At 36.2% G+C, this 17,578-nt stretch carries 17 protein-coding genes; 12 read left to right on the top strand and 5 right to left on the bottom strand.

What is annotated here, in order from left to right:
* Positions 1-23: 23 nt before the first annotated feature.
* From IV36_RS06560 to IV36_RS06550, 3 genes are all read right to left on the bottom strand, one after another.
* Positions 24-1,403 carry an NAD(P)/FAD-dependent oxidoreductase gene (locus IV36_RS06560; protein ID WP_056991408.1) on the bottom strand — a complete coding sequence of 460 codons (1,380 nt, stop codon included), beginning with the start codon at positions 1,401-1,403 and terminating at the stop codon, positions 24-26.
* Between the two features lie 130 nt (positions 1,404-1,533).
* A complete protein-coding gene (locus IV36_RS06555) occupies positions 1,534-2,514 on the bottom strand; it encodes a Gfo/Idh/MocA family protein (protein ID WP_056991407.1) in 981 nt (326 codons plus the stop codon).
* 1 nt (position 2,515) lies between these two features.
* Complete coding sequence (locus IV36_RS06550) at positions 2,516-3,193, bottom strand: ribose-5-phosphate isomerase A (protein ID WP_235810263.1); 678 nt, start codon at positions 3,191-3,193, stop codon at positions 2,516-2,518.
* A 177-nt stretch (positions 3,194-3,370) separates the two neighbouring features.
* On the opposite strand from IV36_RS06550, the gene IV36_RS06545 reads away from it, so the two are divergent.
* From IV36_RS06545 to IV36_RS06535, 3 genes are all read left to right on the top strand, one after another.
* Positions 3,371-3,661 carry a PTS sugar transporter subunit IIA gene (locus IV36_RS06545; RefSeq protein WP_056991405.1) on the top strand — a complete coding sequence of 97 codons (291 nt, stop codon included), beginning with the start codon at positions 3,371-3,373 and terminating at the stop codon, positions 3,659-3,661.
* Positions 3,662-3,715: 54 nt separating this feature from the next.
* Positions 3,716-4,555: a MurR/RpiR family transcriptional regulator gene (locus IV36_RS06540; RefSeq protein ID WP_056991404.1), complete on the top strand. Its 840-nt coding sequence runs from the start codon at positions 3,716-3,718 to the stop codon at positions 4,553-4,555.
* Between the two features lie 187 nt (positions 4,556-4,742).
* Entirely contained in the window at positions 4,743-6,302 is a 1,560-nt protein-coding gene (locus tag IV36_RS06535; RefSeq protein WP_056991403.1) for a bifunctional metallophosphatase/5'-nucleotidase, read from the top strand.
* Positions 6,303-6,559: 257 nt separating this feature from the next.
* Here IV36_RS06535 and efp read toward each other — a convergent pair whose 3' ends face one another.
* Positions 6,560-7,117, bottom strand: coding sequence for an elongation factor P (efp, locus tag IV36_RS06530; RefSeq protein WP_056991402.1), 558 nt, complete (start codon positions 7,115-7,117; stop codon positions 6,560-6,562).
* 278 nt (positions 7,118-7,395) lie between these two features.
* Here efp and IV36_RS06525 point away from each other — a divergent pair, with 278 nt between their 5' ends.
* From IV36_RS06525 to IV36_RS06515, 3 genes are all read left to right on the top strand, one after another.
* Positions 7,396-8,034: a GNAT family N-acetyltransferase gene (locus IV36_RS06525; protein WP_056991401.1), complete on the top strand. Its 639-nt coding sequence runs from the start codon at positions 7,396-7,398 to the stop codon at positions 8,032-8,034.
* A gap of 135 nt (positions 8,035-8,169) precedes the next feature.
* Positions 8,170-9,423, top strand: a complete 1,254-nt coding sequence (gene glyA, locus IV36_RS06520; protein ID WP_056991400.1) for a serine hydroxymethyltransferase — start codon at positions 8,170-8,172, stop codon at positions 9,421-9,423.
* On the top strand, positions 9,420-9,830 hold the full coding sequence (locus tag IV36_RS06515) for a peptide deformylase (protein ID WP_056991399.1): 411 nt from the start codon (positions 9,420-9,422) through the stop codon (positions 9,828-9,830). The genes glyA and IV36_RS06515 overlap by 4 nt, the downstream gene beginning before the upstream one ends.
* A gap of 288 nt (positions 9,831-10,118) precedes the next feature.
* Here the strand turns inward: IV36_RS06515 and IV36_RS06510 are convergent, their stop codons facing one another.
* The gene (locus IV36_RS06510) at positions 10,119-10,967 is read right to left on the bottom strand and encodes a DUF72 domain-containing protein (protein ID WP_056991398.1); all 849 of its coding nucleotides are present in this window, start codon (positions 10,965-10,967) and stop codon (positions 10,119-10,121) included.
* A 179-nt stretch (positions 10,968-11,146) separates the two neighbouring features.
* Between IV36_RS06510 and IV36_RS06505 the strand changes: the two genes are divergently transcribed.
* The 6 genes from IV36_RS06505 to rarD all read left to right on the top strand — a co-directional run bounded on the left by IV36_RS06505 (position 11,147) and on the right by rarD (position 17,575).
* Entirely contained in the window at positions 11,147-12,352 is a 1,206-nt protein-coding gene (locus IV36_RS06505) for an NAD(P)/FAD-dependent oxidoreductase (RefSeq protein ID WP_056991397.1), read from the top strand.
* Between the two features lie 440 nt (positions 12,353-12,792).
* The gene (locus IV36_RS06500) at positions 12,793-13,881 is read left to right on the top strand and encodes an ABC transporter ATP-binding protein (RefSeq protein ID WP_056991396.1); all 1,089 of its coding nucleotides are present in this window, start codon (positions 12,793-12,795) and stop codon (positions 13,879-13,881) included.
* A gap of 51 nt (positions 13,882-13,932) precedes the next feature.
* The gene (locus tag IV36_RS06495; RefSeq protein ID WP_056991395.1) at positions 13,933-14,733 is read left to right on the top strand and encodes an ABC transporter permease; all 801 of its coding nucleotides are present in this window, start codon (positions 13,933-13,935) and stop codon (positions 14,731-14,733) included.
* Positions 14,733-15,560 carry an ABC transporter permease gene (locus IV36_RS06490; RefSeq protein WP_003691531.1) on the top strand — a complete coding sequence of 276 codons (828 nt, stop codon included), beginning with the start codon at positions 14,733-14,735 and terminating at the stop codon, positions 15,558-15,560. Before IV36_RS06495 ends, IV36_RS06490 begins: the two co-directional genes overlap by 1 nt.
* Positions 15,561-15,573: 13 nt before the next feature.
* Positions 15,574-16,644, top strand: a complete 1,071-nt coding sequence (locus IV36_RS06485) for an ABC transporter substrate-binding protein (protein WP_003691524.1) — start codon at positions 15,574-15,576, stop codon at positions 16,642-16,644.
* A gap of 43 nt (positions 16,645-16,687) precedes the next feature.
* Complete coding sequence (rarD, locus tag IV36_RS06480; RefSeq protein ID WP_056991394.1) at positions 16,688-17,575, top strand: EamA family transporter RarD; 888 nt, start codon at positions 16,688-16,690, stop codon at positions 17,573-17,575.
* Positions 17,576-17,578: the final 3 nt, after the last annotated feature.

Genomic DNA, 17,578 nt, shown 5'->3' with positions numbered 1-17,578 from the left:
TTTTTATACAAACTAAATATTAATTATTTTCTTGTGAATTCTACTTCATTTAATGCATGTTGAGCAGCCAAGTTAAGCAAACTCCATTGGCGATCAAAACCAGGTTGGAAGAAGAAATCGGCTTCAGCCAGATCTTCTAATTTTAACTGATGTTGAATGGCAAGCGCTAGAACGTTTCCTTGAGCAGTTATGTCATATGTTGATAATACCGCACCACCAAGGAGAAGATGACTTTCTGGATTGAAGAAAAGTTTTACGTAAACTTTGGTATTTCCCTTATCCTCAGGTACATAACTTGGACGTAGGGTATCTTCATAGAAAGAACCAGCTATTTCAACACCTGCACGCCCTGCAGTAAAACTATTTAACCCGCTTTGCGCGAAGTGATAATCAAAGACACTCAAAGCAGATGAACCAACTATTCCTGGAAAAGGAACGGATGGAGTTTTTTCAAAAATGTGTTTTACCAAATAACGAGCCTCACGACGAGCAACAGTAGCCAATGCTACCGGAATTTTTTTACTTGCAGCGACTGAATATGCTAATGTTGCATCACCAATTGCATATACGTCAGGAAGGTTAGTTCTGAGATATTCGTCATTTTTAATCCAACCGCGATCATCAAGATCGACTGTTCCTTTTAACCAATCAGTGTTAGGTTGGATCCCAGCAGCTTGGATAACTACATCACTTGGGAAATCTCCTTGATCACTTTTAACAGCTTGAACCTTATTATTTTGCCCACTGTATTCTGATATTTTAACCCCAGTATGAACTTCAACACCATTTTCTGCTAAATGTTTGCTGATAATATCTGTTAATTCAGAATCAAGATATGTTCCTAAAGGGCGGTCAATAACATCCAAAAGATTTACGTGTTTTCCAGCTTTGGTAGCAGCTTCAGCGGCCTCAACACCAATGTAGCCGGCACCAACAACTGTAATATTCTTAACACTAGGGTCTTCTAATTTAGCCTTTATTTTTGTTGCCCAATCATAGCCACGCATCAAGAAAACATTTTCTAGTTCTTTACCAGGTATTGGTAAGGACTTGGGAGTTACACCAGAACTGAGAATCAACTTATCGTAAGATTCTTCAGAACTCTTGCCACTTTTTAAATCAGTAACCGAAACAGTTTTTTTATCGCTATTTATCTTAGTTACTTCATGATTATTTAAAATATGGACATTTTCTTGTGGGAAACTTTCAGACCTGAAATTACGTACATCATTAACATTAGTTACACTATTTTCCAAGTATAATTCCATACCACAGGACATAAATGAAATAAAATCTCCCGCTTCGAATAATGTAATATCGACGTCCTTATAGCGACTGAGCAGTTCAAGAATAGACTGATGACCACCATGAGAAGCACCGACAATGACAACTTTTTTCTTCACACTAATTACCCCCAATTTCTGGGAATAATTTAACACAGCAACATTTTATTGTCAAAATAAACCCCTTAATAAAGGCCTTATTATAAGAGACTCTTATTGGTATTTGAGCTTTTACATTTTACAACTTCTTCTAATCAAATGGATATTTCATTCCCCAAGCATTGCGGACGCTATCCAGAATATGAGCAACATCTCGTGAAATTGCGAGTTGGCCATCATCATGACCATTATCAATATACCGTTGCATATCGCGGACTTCATAGCGCAATGCTTGGTTATCATCACCGGCCGTCAAAACCTCAGTGGCTTGTTCATGAGCGTCTGCAGTATATGTGACTTCAGCACCTGTAGCACGAGGGTAGTTATTGATTTCAACATATCCCTTTGTCCCGGAAACAACACCACGTTTTGGTTGCTTTGCGCGCATTGATAATGCCATCACGGCTAATTGTTCTTGATCATTTTTCAAGATGATACCAGATTGTTCATCGACACCGGTTTCAAAGAATTTAACTGTTGTTAAGGTTGTATTTGGTTGACTGGTTAAGAAAGTCCTTGCAAATGCAGTTGCATAACCTCCGATATCTAATAACGCTCCACCTGCGAGGTCTTTATTGAAGAAACGATTTTTAGGGTCATAGTCCTTCAAACTTCCAAAGTTCACTTGTACCAATTTGATATCGCCTAACTTACCAGCAGCGATAAGTTCTTTTACTTGAGCGAAAACAGGCATGTGATATAAGGTGAGTCCTTCGGTTAAAATCAGGTTCTTTTCTTTTGCGAGAGCCTCGACTTCATCGAACTGTTTAGCGTTAACAGTAATTGCCTTTTCGCAGAATACGTGTTTGCCAGCTTCTAGAGCCGCCTTGATATATTGGTAATGGTATGTGTGTGGAGTAGCAATATAGATTACATCGATATCAGTATTGTTGATCATTTCATTTGCATCAGTATATGTTTTCTTAATATTCTTTTCTGACGCAAATTTTTCCAACATTTCTTTGTTAACATCAGCAACAGCATAAACCTCACCGTTAACATCATTCAACGCGTCAGCCATTTCATGTGCAATCCAGCCAGTACCAATCATGCCCCAATTATATTTTGTCATATTAATCTTCCTTTCTAAATTCATGAACTTTTCCATTTTCATCAAAAGTTAAACCAAGTGTTACTAGATTTTCAAAAAAAGAAGTTGCAATAACCCCATTTTGTTGTGAAATCACGGAGTTAATCTCAGAGATGTTACTCCAGTCACTTGAATAACAGTCTACCAAGAGATTGCCCAAGGGTGTCCTTACATAACCTGCAATATCATTTGCACTCCTAATACTGCCTTTCAGATTTAATTTTTCAATTTGCTGCAATACCGTTATTTTTGCAGCATCGACTATTTCAAGTGTGAGCGGTACCTCGGGGTTGAGTAATTTTGTTACTCTTTGCAATGGTGCCAAAATAATATATTTATCGGCCAATTCAGCATTGATTTTCTCAAATAAGTGAATACCGCCATTGCTCTTTAAAGCATTAAGATTTGTGTCGAGCGAATCACATCCATCAAAGGCAAGATCGAGATGTTTGATTTCATGAGTATCTGTAACTGTCATTCCGAGCGATTCACAATGTTTTCTGGTGAGTTCAGACGGAGTACAAATAGTTAGATTCAAATCAGGTTTTACTGCAAGAGCATTAGCAAGATTGGCAACATTGCTTCCACCCCCTAAACTTATATTCATATTTTGTTTGATCTGTGTGAGTGCCTGTTTAATTACTGGTATCAACTTAATCACCTCATTTATTTTTTTTATAAAAAATATATTTATGAAATTAATTTACAGCAACATAGTATTACGTGAAAATTTATTTGTCAACACTTTAAATTGAATGTTGACTTTTTTATAAAAATCGTTTACATTTTGGTTGTAATTATTTTCACTAAATAAAAAAATAAGAAAGAGGATTTCAAAATGGATATAGTAAATATATTAAAAAAAGATATCATGATTATGGATCTAAAAGCAAAAACCAAGGAAGATGCATTACATGAAATGGTTAATTCATTTTTTGTAAAAGGCATAATTAGTGATCGAAAACTTTTTGAACAAGATATTTTTAAACGTGAGGAGGAAGCAACAACAGGAATTGGTGAGGGAATTGCAATGGCTCATGCTAGAAATGGGGCGGTAAAAGAAGCGGCTGTAGCCGGGACAATTTATGGTATTTGGAGGCCAAAAAAAATAGCGCTTTTCAAAGAATAAATGATACTATATAATTAATTCTATTTTATATAGTTATTTGGAGGACTGAGATTAATGAGTAGCGAAAATGTAGTTGATACAATATATAGTAACTTGAGTGCTATGACCCAGACCGACAAAAAAATTGCACAGGTTATTTTGAAGAACCCTGGAAATGCAGTGAATTATACAATTTCGGAGCTTGCAGCTAAAGCGGCTGTCAGCGAAGCCTCCGTTTCACGCTTTTGCAAAAATTTGCAGCTATCTGGGTTTCATCAATTGAAGATTGAATTAGCAAAGGTCTCCGATGATGAGTCTAGTTACTACAAAGTTATCAATATTGATAATATTCAACAGGCAATCGCTAACATTAGGGATAATAAGAATGCCGAGATTACTAATACACTGAATAGTGTATCCACTCCAACTATTAAAAAAATCATGAGATTAATTCAGAATGCAAATATCTTACAGATTGCGGCAGAGGGTAATACTTTTCCTGTTGTTGCAGATGCAGCTTATCGGTTTAATCAGATTGGGATTTTATCGATTTGTTCAGAATCGTGGCAGACTTCTATAGGTCAAACCCTTAATTTGACTAATAAGGATGTATTGATGGTTATCTCAAATTCAGGTGAGTCCAAGTCTTTGCTAAAGCAAATAGAAGTGGCTAAAAAACAAGGTATGAAAGTCATTGCAATTACCAATCGCAATGACTCACCAATCGCATTGGAGGCAGATATTCATTTGCGTACCGCAGTTAGACAAAGAATCTTGCAATCGGAGTATTATTTTTCGCGGGTCGCTGCAATGACAGCTGTAGAGACAATCTTTCTGCTGCTGATTGCTGAGAATCGCGAACGGTTAAGCAAGATTATGGATCATGAGACTATTATTTCAGATACAAAAATCTAAAAGTGAGATACCTGTTGAATTAAATTACCAAAGAAATTTTCATGTTATTTTATTGAATGAATTAATTAAAAAATGTTTTTATAAAATGGATCATATATAATGGAACTGCTTAAATTGTTTTGCTGAAAATAAACTATCCTAGTTGATTTACTCCTAGAAAGACTGAGGAGAAAGACGGTTTAGACATATGAAAGTTAAGATTCTCTCAACAAGTGATGTACACGGTTACATTTACCCAACTGATTTTAGCAATAGGACAGACTATCATCCATTTGGCTATCTGAAAGCAGCACAGGTTATTAAGAAAATTAAAGAAAAAACGGCTAATGATGAAGTTGTTATATATATTGAAAATGGAGATTTTATAGAAGGTTCTCCCATGTCTGAGTATACTTATCAAACAAGGGAAACAAAAAAATACAATCAAAAGTATTGTCAAATGATGAATTTCTTGGGTGCAGATGTTGGTGTTTTGGGAAATCATGAATTTAATTATGGTCTAGTGTATATTAAGAAAACTTGGGAAAATAAAGAGTATCCGATTCTGGGTGCAAATATCGTTGGAGCAAAAGCACAGTCCATTATCGATCAACCATATCGAATAATTGAAAAAGCAGGAATAAAGGTTGCAGTTTTGGGCTTGACTACTCAGTACGTTCCGCATTGGGAAAAAGCAGAAAATATTGAGAAACTAACTTTTTGTTCTGCTCTCGAAACAGCAAAGAAATATGTCCCAATTCTAAAAAAACAAGCAGACGTAGTCGTGGTTGCATATCATGGTGGTTTTGAAAAAGATTTGGAAAGCGGCAAACCGACTGAAAGGCTGACAGGTGAAAATGAAGGATACGCACTGCTTTTTGAAGTACCAGGAATCGATGCACTAGTGACAGGTCATCAACACAGAAAAATAGCTCAACTTGTTAATGGAGTTCCAACGACTCAGCCCGGATATCGCGCCGAAAATGTAGGACAGATTGTAATAGAGTTGGACAATGATAAAAAAATTATAAGCTCGAGTGCCGAGCTTATTAATACAACTGAGCAACCAGTAAATAAAGCGCTAGAATCCCTTCTAATTGATTGGCAACACGATGTTGAGGATTGGCTAGATGTGCCAGTGGCGACTGTTGAGGGTGATATGCATATTCATGATCATGTGGATGCAAGACTGTATGGACATGCGTACTTGGATTTGATTAATCGCATTCAGATGGATGCTACAGGAACAGATGTTGCAGGTTCTGCACTATTTAATGATGAGGTTAGCGGTTACGATGCTCAAATTACCGTACGTGATATCTTGAACAGCTATGTTTATCCAAACACTTTGGTAGTTGAACGAATTAGCGGTGCTGACTTGAAGGCGGCACTTGAGCGGTGTGCCAGCTTTTTTGAACTCCAGACAGATGGTTCAATAAGTATGACAAATGGACATAATGTAGTTAAGCCCCAATTATATAATTATGATTATTATTCTGGAATAGATTACACTTTTGATTTAACCAAGCCTTTGGGACAGCGGGTCGCTAGAATTCTGTATCATAATCGGGTACTTGAAGACACTGATAAAATCGATGTTGCTATCAGCCAGTATCGAGCTGTTGGCGGTGGTGAGTATCCAATGTTTAGTATGGATAAAAGTATACGTGTGTACGAAGATGATATGCCAAAGCTAATTGCCAAGTACTTGAGGGAGCACAAAGTGATTAAAGCGGTGCAGCCTAATAATCTGAAAATCATTAAATGACCAGATTTTTATGGGGGATTATCAAAAAAGAAATGATTGTATAATGTACGAAGATCAAATTTGAAAACTAACAAGAGTTTGCAGCATAAGATTTTTTGCTGTGAGTAAGTTGGGGTAAAAGGATAAATTTGACTTATGGAACACGGTTATCTGAAAAAAAGGACTAGATCAAAATTTAACTTTTGATCTAGTCCTTTTTTGTGCTGATACTGTAACCTATTAAAGCAGGTAAGAGTGGGATGTTATTGGTAAAAACCTTAAGCTCTTTGCTTATATGTTCCATTTACAGTACTAATAATTAACTTTTCACCATTTTTTATGAAATCTGGAACGGTGACGATAAGTCCTGTATCCATTGTTGCAGGTTTTCCGCCATTAGCAGCTGTGGCTCCTTTAATGTTTGGTTCTGTTTCAACAACTGTCATTTCAACAGTTGTCGGCAAATCAATTCCAATCAATTCATTGCCGCAAAAGTTTAATTGGACTTGTAAATCAGGGATTAAGTATTTACTTTCCGCCTCAATTAGTTGAGCAGGTAGTTCATATTGTTCATAGGTATCTAAATCCATAAAGAAAACAATACTATCTTGCTTGTATAAGAATTGAGCATTCTTCTTATCAATTACTGCTAATTTAACTTTTTCTGTAGGACGCATAGTAGTTTGAACAATAGAGCCCGAACGAATATCGTTCAGCTTCATCTGCATAACTGTGTTGCCTTTACCAGGTTTGTGATGATTAGTTTCAAGTACTTTTATGAGTTTACCATTCTTTTCAAAAATCATTCCTACCTTTAATCCAATTGCTTCTATCATTTGTATGACCCCTCTGTATTTTTTATATTATAGGATTGTTAATCCAAAAAGGTGGTGCAAGTGATAGAGCGAAAACGCGATGCGTCATTATTAATTCCACCAATTATTTTTATTATTTTATATTCTACCCTCAGTATAGCATAAAGAGTGTTAGGACATTATGAAAATAGGTAGTAAGGGGAAAATATTATAAATAAAGCGGCAAGTATTTTGTCTTTCGTGAGTTTTACGGTACGATAGAATACAGGAATTAGCTTAAATACTTAGGGAGTTTGAAGATGAGAGAAAAAATTGTTTATAGAAAAATGGCAGATACAGACTATCAAGAAGTTTTAGAAATGGTCATAGAGACATGGGATTATCGTGAATGGATTGAAAAACCCTTGGTCAAGCCAATGGCAGAGTTTTTCTTATGTGATTTATTAGTCGCATCGGATGATGTTTTTGTGGCAGTAATTGATAATAAGGTCGCAGGAATAGTTGCTACAAGTCATGAGCAATGGTCAAGATTGCAATATGTTTGGCAGAGGCGACAGTTAAAAGCATTGTTACAGTTAGCAGGATTCGAAGATAAGAATTATATTTTTGCACAATATATGGAAACTATGAATATTGATGAAGAACTGCTGGCATTAAGTGGGAAGAAATATGGTGGAGCTCTGAACTTATTGATTGTTAAAGAAGGATACCAAGGGCTAGGCATCGGGGGTAAATTATACAAACATTTTTATGATTATCTACAAAACTTGAATGTGAAAAATTTTTATTTGTTTACCGATAATTCGTCCAACTTTAGATTTTATGATCATAAGGGATTACATCGAGTTAACCAAAAGAACTTCTTCTGGAAAGATAAAGACGGGAAGCCACATAAGAATCCCGAGATATATTATTTGTATGAAGGCAATATTATATAGAAGAGTTGAGTATAAAATGTGTGCTTTAAACCTGATTCTTCGGTCTAAAGCAAATTTTTAGCAACTTATATCTCACCTCGTTCAAAATCTTTTTGCTATGGTACAATAACAGACAAGAATGGAGATGATTGGCTGATGGATTACAAAGAATTTGATTCAGAATTATGGCAGGCAATTGATGCTGAAGAAAAACGACAACAAGGAAATTTGGAGTTGATTGCTTCTGAGAATATTGTGTCAAAGGCTGTGCTTGCCGCCCAAGGAAGTGTACTAACTAATAAGTATGCGGAAGGATATCCAGGAAAGCGATATTACGGTGGATGCGAGTACATAGATGTTGTCGAGAGTTTAGCAATTGAACGTGCTAAGAAATTATTTGGAGCAAAATTTGCCAATGTACAGCCGCACTCAGGTTCACAGGCAAATGCAGCAGCATATTTGGCTATGATTCAACCTGGAGATACTGTTTTAGGAATGGACTTAGCTGCAGGAGGACATTTGACTCATGGTTCTCCCGTTAATTTTAGCGGTAAAACATATAATTTTGTTGGATATGGTGTGGATAAGAATACTGAAATGCTTGATTATGATGAAATTCTAGAATTAGCCAAGAAACATAAACCAAAGCTGATTGTTGCAGGAGCAAGTGCTTATTCGAGAATAATCGATTTCTCAAAGTTTAGAAAAATTGCAGATGAAGTTGGAGCAAAACTCATGGTTGATATGGCACATATTGCTGGACTTGTTGCGGCTGGTCTGCATCCTAGTCCAGTGCCATATGCTGACATAACAACTACCACAACACATAAGACATTGCGTGGACCTCGCGGTGGGATGATTCTGACAAATGATGAAGAATTGGCTAAGAAAATCAATAGTGCAATTTTTCCTGGAACGCAGGGTGGTCCGTTAGAGCATGTGATTGCAGGCAAGGCGGCAGCATTCAAAGAAGCGCTTGATCCTAGTTTTAAGGAATATTGCAAGCAGGTTATTGCAAATACGGCAGCAATGGCAGACGTATTTGAGAATGATGATAAGGCACGCTTAGTTTCTGGTGGGACTGATAATCATTTGATTTTAGTCGATGTACTAGGTTTTGGGCTAAATGGTAAACAGGCTGAAAAATTGTTAGATTCAGTCAACATTACGGTTAACAAAAATTCAATTCCATTTGAAACATTGAGTCCATTCAAGACCAGTGGAATCCGTGTAGGAACTGCTGCAATTACCAGTCGTGGCTTTGATGAGGGTGATGCAATAGAAGTTGCAAAGCTGATCGTAAAAGTATTAGGAACACCGGAAGACTCAGATGTACTGCACGAGGTTGCAAAAAAGGTGAAGGCATTGACGGATGCACATCCAATCTATGCGGATGGAGCCATCAGATGATTCGCACGATTAATAGGGATGTTAGTAAGCTGCGTGTTAAATCTGATGAGGCAAGTCTTTCTGATAAGCAGATAATTATTGATTTGGTAGATACCTTAAAAGCTCATGAAGATGAATGTGTTGGTATGGCAGCAAATATGATTGGTGAATATAAGCGGATAATCATTTGTCAGATGGGACCATTTGCAGTTCCAATGATTAATCCACGAATCACTAAAAAAAGTAAGCCGTACCAAACAAAAGAAGGATGTTTGTCTCTGATGGGAGAGCGACCAACAACTCGATATGAAAATATTACAGTTGAGTATTTAGACAGGAAATTTGTGCAACAAAGTCAGTCTTTTTCAGGGTTGATTGCACAAATCATCCAACATGAGATGGATCATTGCGATGGAATTATTATTTAGAAGAAAATATAGAACACAATCATATGGAATTAAGGAAGCTAGGGCAAACTTAAATGTTGACTTGGCTTTTTTATTTGTCCCTCATAAGCATGTTTTATGGGCCAAAATTCTTCGTTTAACTTTGAATTACTCATAGCAAAGTCAAAATATTCGGTATACTCATAATTTCATATTGATACTAAAATTTTGTCAGTACATTCTACACTTTCTTTTTTGAATATTTAACTTAGTGTTAATTTTTATGGTAACTTATTTATCACTGTTCTTTAAATATTTTTTTAACAAAAATCAAAAGAAGTCCAATTGTTCTGGTGGCTTCTTATTCAAATTATCGAATTTGATATTCATCATACTTTTTAGTGATAACGCATTTTTCGCTGCATGACCGCCAGAATTATTATTGAAGATAATGCAGATTTCTTGGACTGAATTTTGCTGAAGTAAAAGGGCATCTTTTAAATGACTTAGCTCACTGTCAGTGTAATCATAAAAGGTTCTGTATTTACGCCAGTCAGGTCCTTTATGCTGCCAGCCTGCTTTATTCCTGCCATGAAGTCGAACCAGCAGCAGTTTCTTATTAGTTATCACAGGCTTGAAAGGTATAGACAATTGTCCAACATCTGGTTCATCTACAGCAACCAAAGTTACATCATTTTGAGTGCAAAAGTTAATGAGCGAGTTGAATGTGTGTACGTTAAACCAGCTGCGATTTCTGAATTCAAAGGAGAGGGGCAAGTTGGCAAGTTCTTTTATCAGGTATCTTAAATAAGTTACGTTTTTTGTTGTTGCATCAAAGTATGGTGGGAACTGGCATAAAATAGTTTTAAGCGCATTGTTATCAACTAGTGGACTAATTGCCCTTTTAAATTCACTAATCTTCTCCGAGATTTCATCTGTGGTTAATTCTTCTCCGGGGTGAAGTGTAAATGAATGGTTAGCTTTGATGACGAATTTAAAGTTACTTGGAACCTGAGTAAGCCAGGCAGCAACGCTTGTAACACGTGGTATTCCATAGAAGAAAGTATCAAGTTCAACTGTTGGAAAAAATGCACTATATTCTTGCAGAGTCAGCGGATGATTGATATTTTTGATCAATGATTTATGTTCACTCCAGGAAGTTAGTCCAATAGTATACACTCTGAATCGCTCCTTTTCTTAATTGAATAATCAATTAATTGTAACATTTCTACCAAATTTAAATAAAAAATAAGCAAATTTTTTTAAGTTGCTTAAGAGATACTTTATAATACAATCAGAGAGCTATTTAGTGTTTAGTAAAAATAGTCTTGTTTTATCAATAAGAGGAGGCAACTTGAATGGCGAAAGAAACTAAAAAATATAATTATTTAATTGTTGGTGGCGGAATGGCTGCGGATCAAGCAGTGGCTGGAATTCGTTCGATAGATAAAGAAGGAACGATTGGGATCATCTCTGCGGATACGGATGAGCCCTATGCTAGGCCGGCATTGAGTAAAAAGCTTTGGGTAGATCCAGATTTTCATGACGAGGATATTGATTTTCATACAGCACAAAAATATAATGCACAGATAAGTTTAGCGACACGAGTGACAAAAATTGAGCCTGAAAATCATGCCGTAGAGACCGACAAGGGTGAGAAATATGTGTATGATAAGTTACTCCTCGCAACTGGGAGTGAAGCGAAAGCGCTTAATGGTGAAAAGAGTGATCGAGTAGTTGCATTAAGATCAAAACAGGATTATCTTAAAATTCGCAAATTTAGCGGTAAGGGCAATCATGTAATTGTTGTAGGAAATGGTTATGTTGGAAGTGAGATTGCTGCTGGATTGATTCAAAGTGATACTGAAGTTTCGTTAGTAATTACGGGAGACAGAATTTTTGATAAGAAATTTCCTGCATTTTTAAGTGAAAAATATGAACAAAAATATCTTGAAGCCGGAATGAAAATCTATCATAACAGTAAAGCATCTGATTATGAGCTCACCAAAAATGGAGTCAAGGTCCAGCTTGATGATGGAACTGAATTAGAAGCTGCTGGGCTTGTCTTAGGTATCGGAGCATTTACAGATTATAGTTTAGCAAGTGAAGCAGGACTTAAAGTAGATGAGCATGGGGTTGTCGTTGATGAACATCTTAAAACATCAGCCCCTGATATTTGGGCGGCTGGAGATATCATTTCTTATCCTGATCAGATTTTAGGCCGCCAAAGTGCTGGTCATGTGAGACATGCTATTAATTCAGGATTGTTCGTCGGAAAACAAATGGCTGGCGAGAGTGGAAGTTATGATTACACACCAGTTTTTTATAGTTGGGTTTTTGATATCAATTGGGAAGCATTCGGTAAGGTGGATTCAAGCTTAAAGATGTACGCAGAGAAACTTGGAGATGAGAAGTATATTATCTATTATTTTGACAAGGATGTCTTGGCAGGGGTTCTCTCATGGAGTTCCGGTGTAAGTCTGGATCATTTGAAAAGTATCTTAAAGAAGCGACCGACAGTTGAAGAATTGGGTAAAGTAATGAAGATTGAGGCAGTCGAGTAGCACTAGAATAACAATAGCTAGGGGTTGTGCCGTAATGATTTTTTGGCACAGCCCCTTCGTTGACTGTTATATGGAAGGTAGTATAAAAAAATTCGTTTGTTAATGACGGACAATGTAATTAGTGTGCAAAAATTAGTGATTGCTGGTATGCACATATATATTTTTTCATTATTGCACGAAAATTAAAAATAATGTGGTCTATTACTTTTGATTCTGTTAAACTGATTCGTGGGAAAGTCTCCCATCCGGCTGTAGTAACAGCTAATGAAGAGGGCTTTCCCTTTTGAATGTTCATAAAAAACTATTTGACAAACTCCTCGCGGATTAGATTTGTTGAGACTGATGCAAAATTGAAAAAGAACCTTAAAAATTCTAATTAGCAAAAGAACCCAAAAAAATGAGGCGAGGCACGAGTTAATTTATTTGGGGAGGGTATCAAAATGGTTGAGTCAATTATTACATTTCGTAATGTGACCAAGAAGTACAAAGATACAGTAATTTTGGAAAATATCAGCTTTAAACTAGAGAAAGGCAAGTTTTATACTCTGTTGGGTCCGTCTGGTTGTGGAAAAACAACCACACTGTCCCTAATTGCAGGATTCATTGAAGAGAGTTCTGGCGATATTTTGATGAATGAACAGAAGATAAATCATATTCCAGCTAATAAGCGAAAGATTAACACTGTTTTTCAAGATTACGCCCTCTTCCCACACTTGAATGTATTCGATAATATTGCATTCGGATTGAAGATTAAGAAGAAAAGTAAAAAGGAAATTAAGGAAAAGGTAAACGAGGCTCTTAAAATGGTGCGTTTACCTGACTTTGGAAATCGTGAAATTAGTGAAATGTCTGGTGGACAAAAGCAGCGGGTAGCAATTGCTAGAGCTTTGGTAAATGAACCAGAGGTATTGTTATTGGATGAGCCGCTCTCAGCATTGGATATGAAGTTACGAAAGGAAATGCAGTATGAATTACGCGAGCTGCAAAAAAGACTAGGAATAACTTTTATTTTTGTTACACATGATCAAGAAGAAGCACTTGCGATGAGTGATGAAATTTTTGTAATGAATCACGGCAAGATAATTCAACGTGGAACACCAACGGCAATATATGACGAACCACTGAATCGATTTGTTGCTGATTTCATTGGAGAAAGTAATATTGTTGAGGGAACAATGATAGCTGATGAACAAGTTAAATTTGCAGGAAAAACTTTTGAATGTGTCGATGGTGGTATGGAAAAGAATGAACCCATCGAAGTTGTTTTACGCCCAGAAGATATTGAAGTAACTACAGCACAAAAGGGGAAAGTTGTGGGGACAGTTATTTCACAGTTATTCCGTGGAGTCCATTACGAGATTGTTTGTACCGATATAGATGGAAATGAATGGAAGATTAGATCTACAAAAAAGGTAAAAGTAGGTGCAAATGTTGGTTTAGACTTCGAGCCTGAGGCAATCCACATTATGCGATTTAATGAAACCGAAGCTGAGTTCTATCAGCGCTTAGAAAATTATCAAGGGAGTTAGGATGATTTTGTGGCTAAGTATTCAAAATCAAAAAGTTGAGGGGGAAATAAAATGAAAGCAAAAGGGCTTTATTTCAGTTCGTATGTCCTGTGGCTGCTCTTATTTGTCCTAGCTCCTGTTGCACTGATTTTATATCAATCATTTATCGGCATTAATGGAAATTTTACAATTACCAACTATGAGAATTTCTTCAAAATAGGTGCTTATTTGCGTATGACCTTTAATTCAGTTTTTTATGCAGGCTTAATTACATTAATTACACTGTTGATTAGCTATCCAACAGCCTATTTTTTAACAAGGACAAAATATAAACAGCTCTGGTTGATGTTAATAATCTTGCCAACATGGATAAATATTTTGCTGAAGGCATATGCATTCATTGGAATTTTTAGCCAAGCTGGACCGGTTAATAATTCCTTAGAGTGGCTAGGCTTGGGCTCACACCAATTACTCTTTACTAATACCAGCTTTATGCTAGTTGCAGCCTATATTGAATTACCATTCATGATTTTGCCAATTTTTAACGCAATTGATGAATTGGATGAATCACTAGTCAATGTTAGTCGTGATTTGGGAGCTAACAAATTTCAGACTTTTTGGAATGTGACATTTCCACTGACCTTGAATGGAATAAAAAGTGGAGTTCAGGTTGTCTTTATCCCATCTCTCTCGTTATTTATGTTGACACGCTTAATTGGAGGAAACAAAGTGATTACACTTGGAACTGCAATTGAAGAGAATTTTCTTGTCACACAAGACTGGGGAATGGGGTCAACGATTGGGGTTATTTTGATTGCCGCGATGATATTAATTATGTTTCTCACGGGTGAAAAGAAAAGGAGGGGCAGGTAATGAATACTAAAAAGAGACATTATTGGCGTAATTTATATTTGATAGTTGCTTTTTTGATTTTGTATTTGCCAATTTTTTACTTGATTTTTTACTCCTTCAATAGTAGTGGTGGGATGAATCATTTTGCTCATTTTACATGGGCACATTATCAGGAAATTTGGTCGGATCAAAGATTGATTTTAATTACGGTACAGACCTTCTTTTTAGCTTTTCTGTCTTCATTACTTGCCACGATTATCGGTACAAGTGGAGCACTTGGAATATATTCGGTCAGGAATCCGCAAGTACGTACCTTGATTTTAGGATTGAATAATATTCTTTTAGTCTCCCCTGATGTAATTATTGGTTCAAGCTTTTTAATATTCTTTACTGTTTTGGGGATTAAACTAGGATTTATATCTGTCTTGCTTTCGCATATTGCGTTCAGTATTCCAATTGTTGTCTTGATGGTACTGCCTAAACTACAGGAGATGAACTCCTCATTTATTAATGTGGCACAAGATCTCGGTGCAAATCATTGGCAGATACTAAAAGGTGTAATTCTGCCGATTATAACTCCTGGGATGATTGCAGGCTATTTCATGGCGTTTACTTATTCACTAGATGATTTCGCAGTAACATTTTTTGTGACTGGAAATGGCTTTGAAACATTGTCAGTTGAAATATACTCAAGAGCGCGTCAGGGCATTAGCTTAGAAATTAATGCCTTAAGTGCATTAATGTTCTTGTTCTCATTGGTTTTAGTCATGGGGTATTATTTCATCAGCAAAGATAGTCCCAAGGGTAAACGTAAAGATCGTAAAGCTCAACAAAACTTGATTAGATAGTGGGGTAGAGTAGATGAAAAAAATAAATATTATGTTTTTCGGAATTATTTTGATCTGCCTTACACTTTTCATAATTTCATTTGAGCTTGAAAAGGACAGCAGCAGTGGGGAAAGTGATAAAACTGTTAATATTTTTAACTGGGGAGACTATATTGATCCCAAATTGATTACGAAATTCGAAAAACAAACTGGATATAAGGTTTCGTATGAGACTTTTGATTCTAATGAGGCAATGTATACGAAGATTAAGCAAGGGGGAACTGCTTACGATATTGCAATTCCCAGTGACTACACAATAAAAAAGATGATTGATAATCACTTATTATTACCAATTGATCACAGTAAGTTAAAGGGATTAGGCAATATTGATTCCAAATTTTTGAATCTTCCCTTTGATCCAGGCAATAAATACTCTTTACCATATTTTTGGGGAACGCTAGGGATTATATATAACGATAAATATGTAAAAGCTAGTGAAGTTAAGCATTGGGATGACCTATGGAATCCTAGATTCAAGAATAGTATTATGCTGATTGATGGAGCACGCGAGGTCATGGGGCTGACTTTAAATAGTCAGGGAAAGTCGGTTAATGATACCAATGTCAAAGACTTGCAAGCAGCTTATGAAAAGCTCAAAAAGTTATCACCTAATGTCAAAGCAATTTTGGCTGATGAAATAAAAGTCTATATGGCACAAGATGAGGCACCGCTTGCAGTATCATACTCAGGTGAAGCAATGGAAATGATGGATAACAACAAGCATTTGCATTACATAATTCCAGAAGAAGGTTCAAATATCTGGTTTGACAATATGGTCATTCCTAGAACGGCCAAAAATATAAAAGGTGCATATGCGTTTCTGAACTTTATGTTAGAGCCTAAAAATGCTGCTCAAAATGCGGAATATGTAGCGTATGCTACTCCAAATAAGGCAGCAAAGAAAATGTTACCCAAGAGTATGCAAGACGATAAAGTAATGTATCCAACGAACAAAACAATTTCACATCTTGAAGTGTATGATGCTTTGTCACAGAAAAATTTGAGTAAATATAATGACTTATTCTTACAATTTAAGATGCATTAATTTTGATTTTTAATAGCAGTGAGAATAATGAAGGAGAATAGTGATGGAAAAAAGACGTTTAGGCATAACCTCGGGTTTAGCCGCCTACACTTTATGGGGGCTATTAGGTGTATTTTGGGAATTGCTCAGTGTGGTGCCGGCATTGGATACACTTGCATATAGAATTGTGTTCTCCTTACTTACAATTTGTATAGTACTGACAGTCCAAAGGGATTGGAAAACAATTTGGTGGACAACTAAGCAATTAATTAAGAACCGTAAAATTTTTTGGATTATCTTAAGTTCATATTTAATTTCTATCAATTGGTTCATTTATATCTATATGGTTACTCATCACGAAGCAACGGAAGCAAGTCTGGGGTATTATATAATGCCGCTGATGAATGTTGTTATTGCGCTTATGTTTTTGCATGAAAAATTATCACGTTCAAAAGCAATAGCGCTTTTATTGGTCATTATTGGAGTGGTGATCCTTACAATTCAGACTGGTTCGTTACCCTTAAATACACTATTAATGGCAGCCTCTTTTTGCTTGTACGGATTAATTAAGAAGCAAGTTCAGTTACCCGCGACTATTTCATTAACGCTAGAAACCATTTTTGTGGCACCAGTCGCCATAGTATATCTTCTGATTTCACCTCATGTGATGACGCAGGATGGATTAGGAGTAACAACTTTGCTGATACTTAGCGGTATTATTACGGTGATTCCGTTGTTGTTATTCGCAGTGGCAACGAAAAATACGGACTTTATAACACTTGGATTCATCCAATATTTAAATCCAACTATCCAGTTGTTAATGGCAATTTTTGTGATGAATGAATCATTCAGTTGGCATAAAACAGTTGTATTTGTGTTTATATGGTTAGGAATTCTGGTGTTCATTCTAGGTAACATGCACGGACTGCAACGAGTTAAGAGAACCAAGTAATAA

It is taken from the genome of Liquorilactobacillus mali (assembly GCF_001437155.1).
GTDB lineage: Bacteria > Bacillota > Bacilli > Lactobacillales > Lactobacillaceae > Liquorilactobacillus > Liquorilactobacillus mali_A.
Note: the sequence above shows the minus strand (reverse complement) of the source record. Positions and strands in the feature narration are given on the sequence as shown.

Excerpts from the sequence above, each read along its gene's own strand:
- IV36_RS06555 (WP_056991407.1), bottom strand. The coding sequence starts at position 2,514 with ATGACAAAATATAATTGGGGCATGATTGGTACTGGCTGGATTGCACAT.
- IV36_RS06545 (WP_056991405.1), top strand. The coding sequence starts at position 3,371 with ATGGATATAGTAAATATATTAAAAAAAGATATCATGATTATGGATCTA.
- IV36_RS06540 (WP_056991404.1), top strand. The coding sequence starts at position 3,716 with ATGAGTAGCGAAAATGTAGTTGATACAATATATAGTAACTTGAGTGCT.
- IV36_RS06535 (WP_056991403.1), top strand. The coding sequence starts at position 4,743 with ATGAAAGTTAAGATTCTCTCAACAAGTGATGTACACGGTTACATTTAC.
- efp (WP_056991402.1), bottom strand. The coding sequence starts at position 7,117 with ATGATAGAAGCAATTGGATTAAAGGTAGGAATGATTTTTGAAAAGAAT.
- IV36_RS06525 (WP_056991401.1), top strand. The coding sequence starts at position 7,396 with ATGAGAGAAAAAATTGTTTATAGAAAAATGGCAGATACAGACTATCAA.
- glyA (WP_056991400.1), top strand. The coding sequence starts at position 8,170 with ATGGATTACAAAGAATTTGATTCAGAATTATGGCAGGCAATTGATGCT.
- IV36_RS06515 (WP_056991399.1), top strand. The coding sequence starts at position 9,420 with ATGATTCGCACGATTAATAGGGATGTTAGTAAGCTGCGTGTTAAATCT.
- IV36_RS06505 (WP_056991397.1), top strand. The coding sequence starts at position 11,147 with ATGGCGAAAGAAACTAAAAAATATAATTATTTAATTGTTGGTGGCGGA.
- IV36_RS06500 (WP_056991396.1), top strand. The coding sequence starts at position 12,793 with ATGGTTGAGTCAATTATTACATTTCGTAATGTGACCAAGAAGTACAAA.
- IV36_RS06495 (WP_056991395.1), top strand. The coding sequence starts at position 13,933 with ATGAAAGCAAAAGGGCTTTATTTCAGTTCGTATGTCCTGTGGCTGCTC.
- IV36_RS06490 (WP_003691531.1), top strand. The coding sequence starts at position 14,733 with ATGAATACTAAAAAGAGACATTATTGGCGTAATTTATATTTGATAGTT.
- IV36_RS06485 (WP_003691524.1), top strand. The coding sequence starts at position 15,574 with ATGAAAAAAATAAATATTATGTTTTTCGGAATTATTTTGATCTGCCTT.
- rarD (WP_056991394.1), top strand. The coding sequence starts at position 16,688 with ATGGAAAAAAGACGTTTAGGCATAACCTCGGGTTTAGCCGCCTACACT.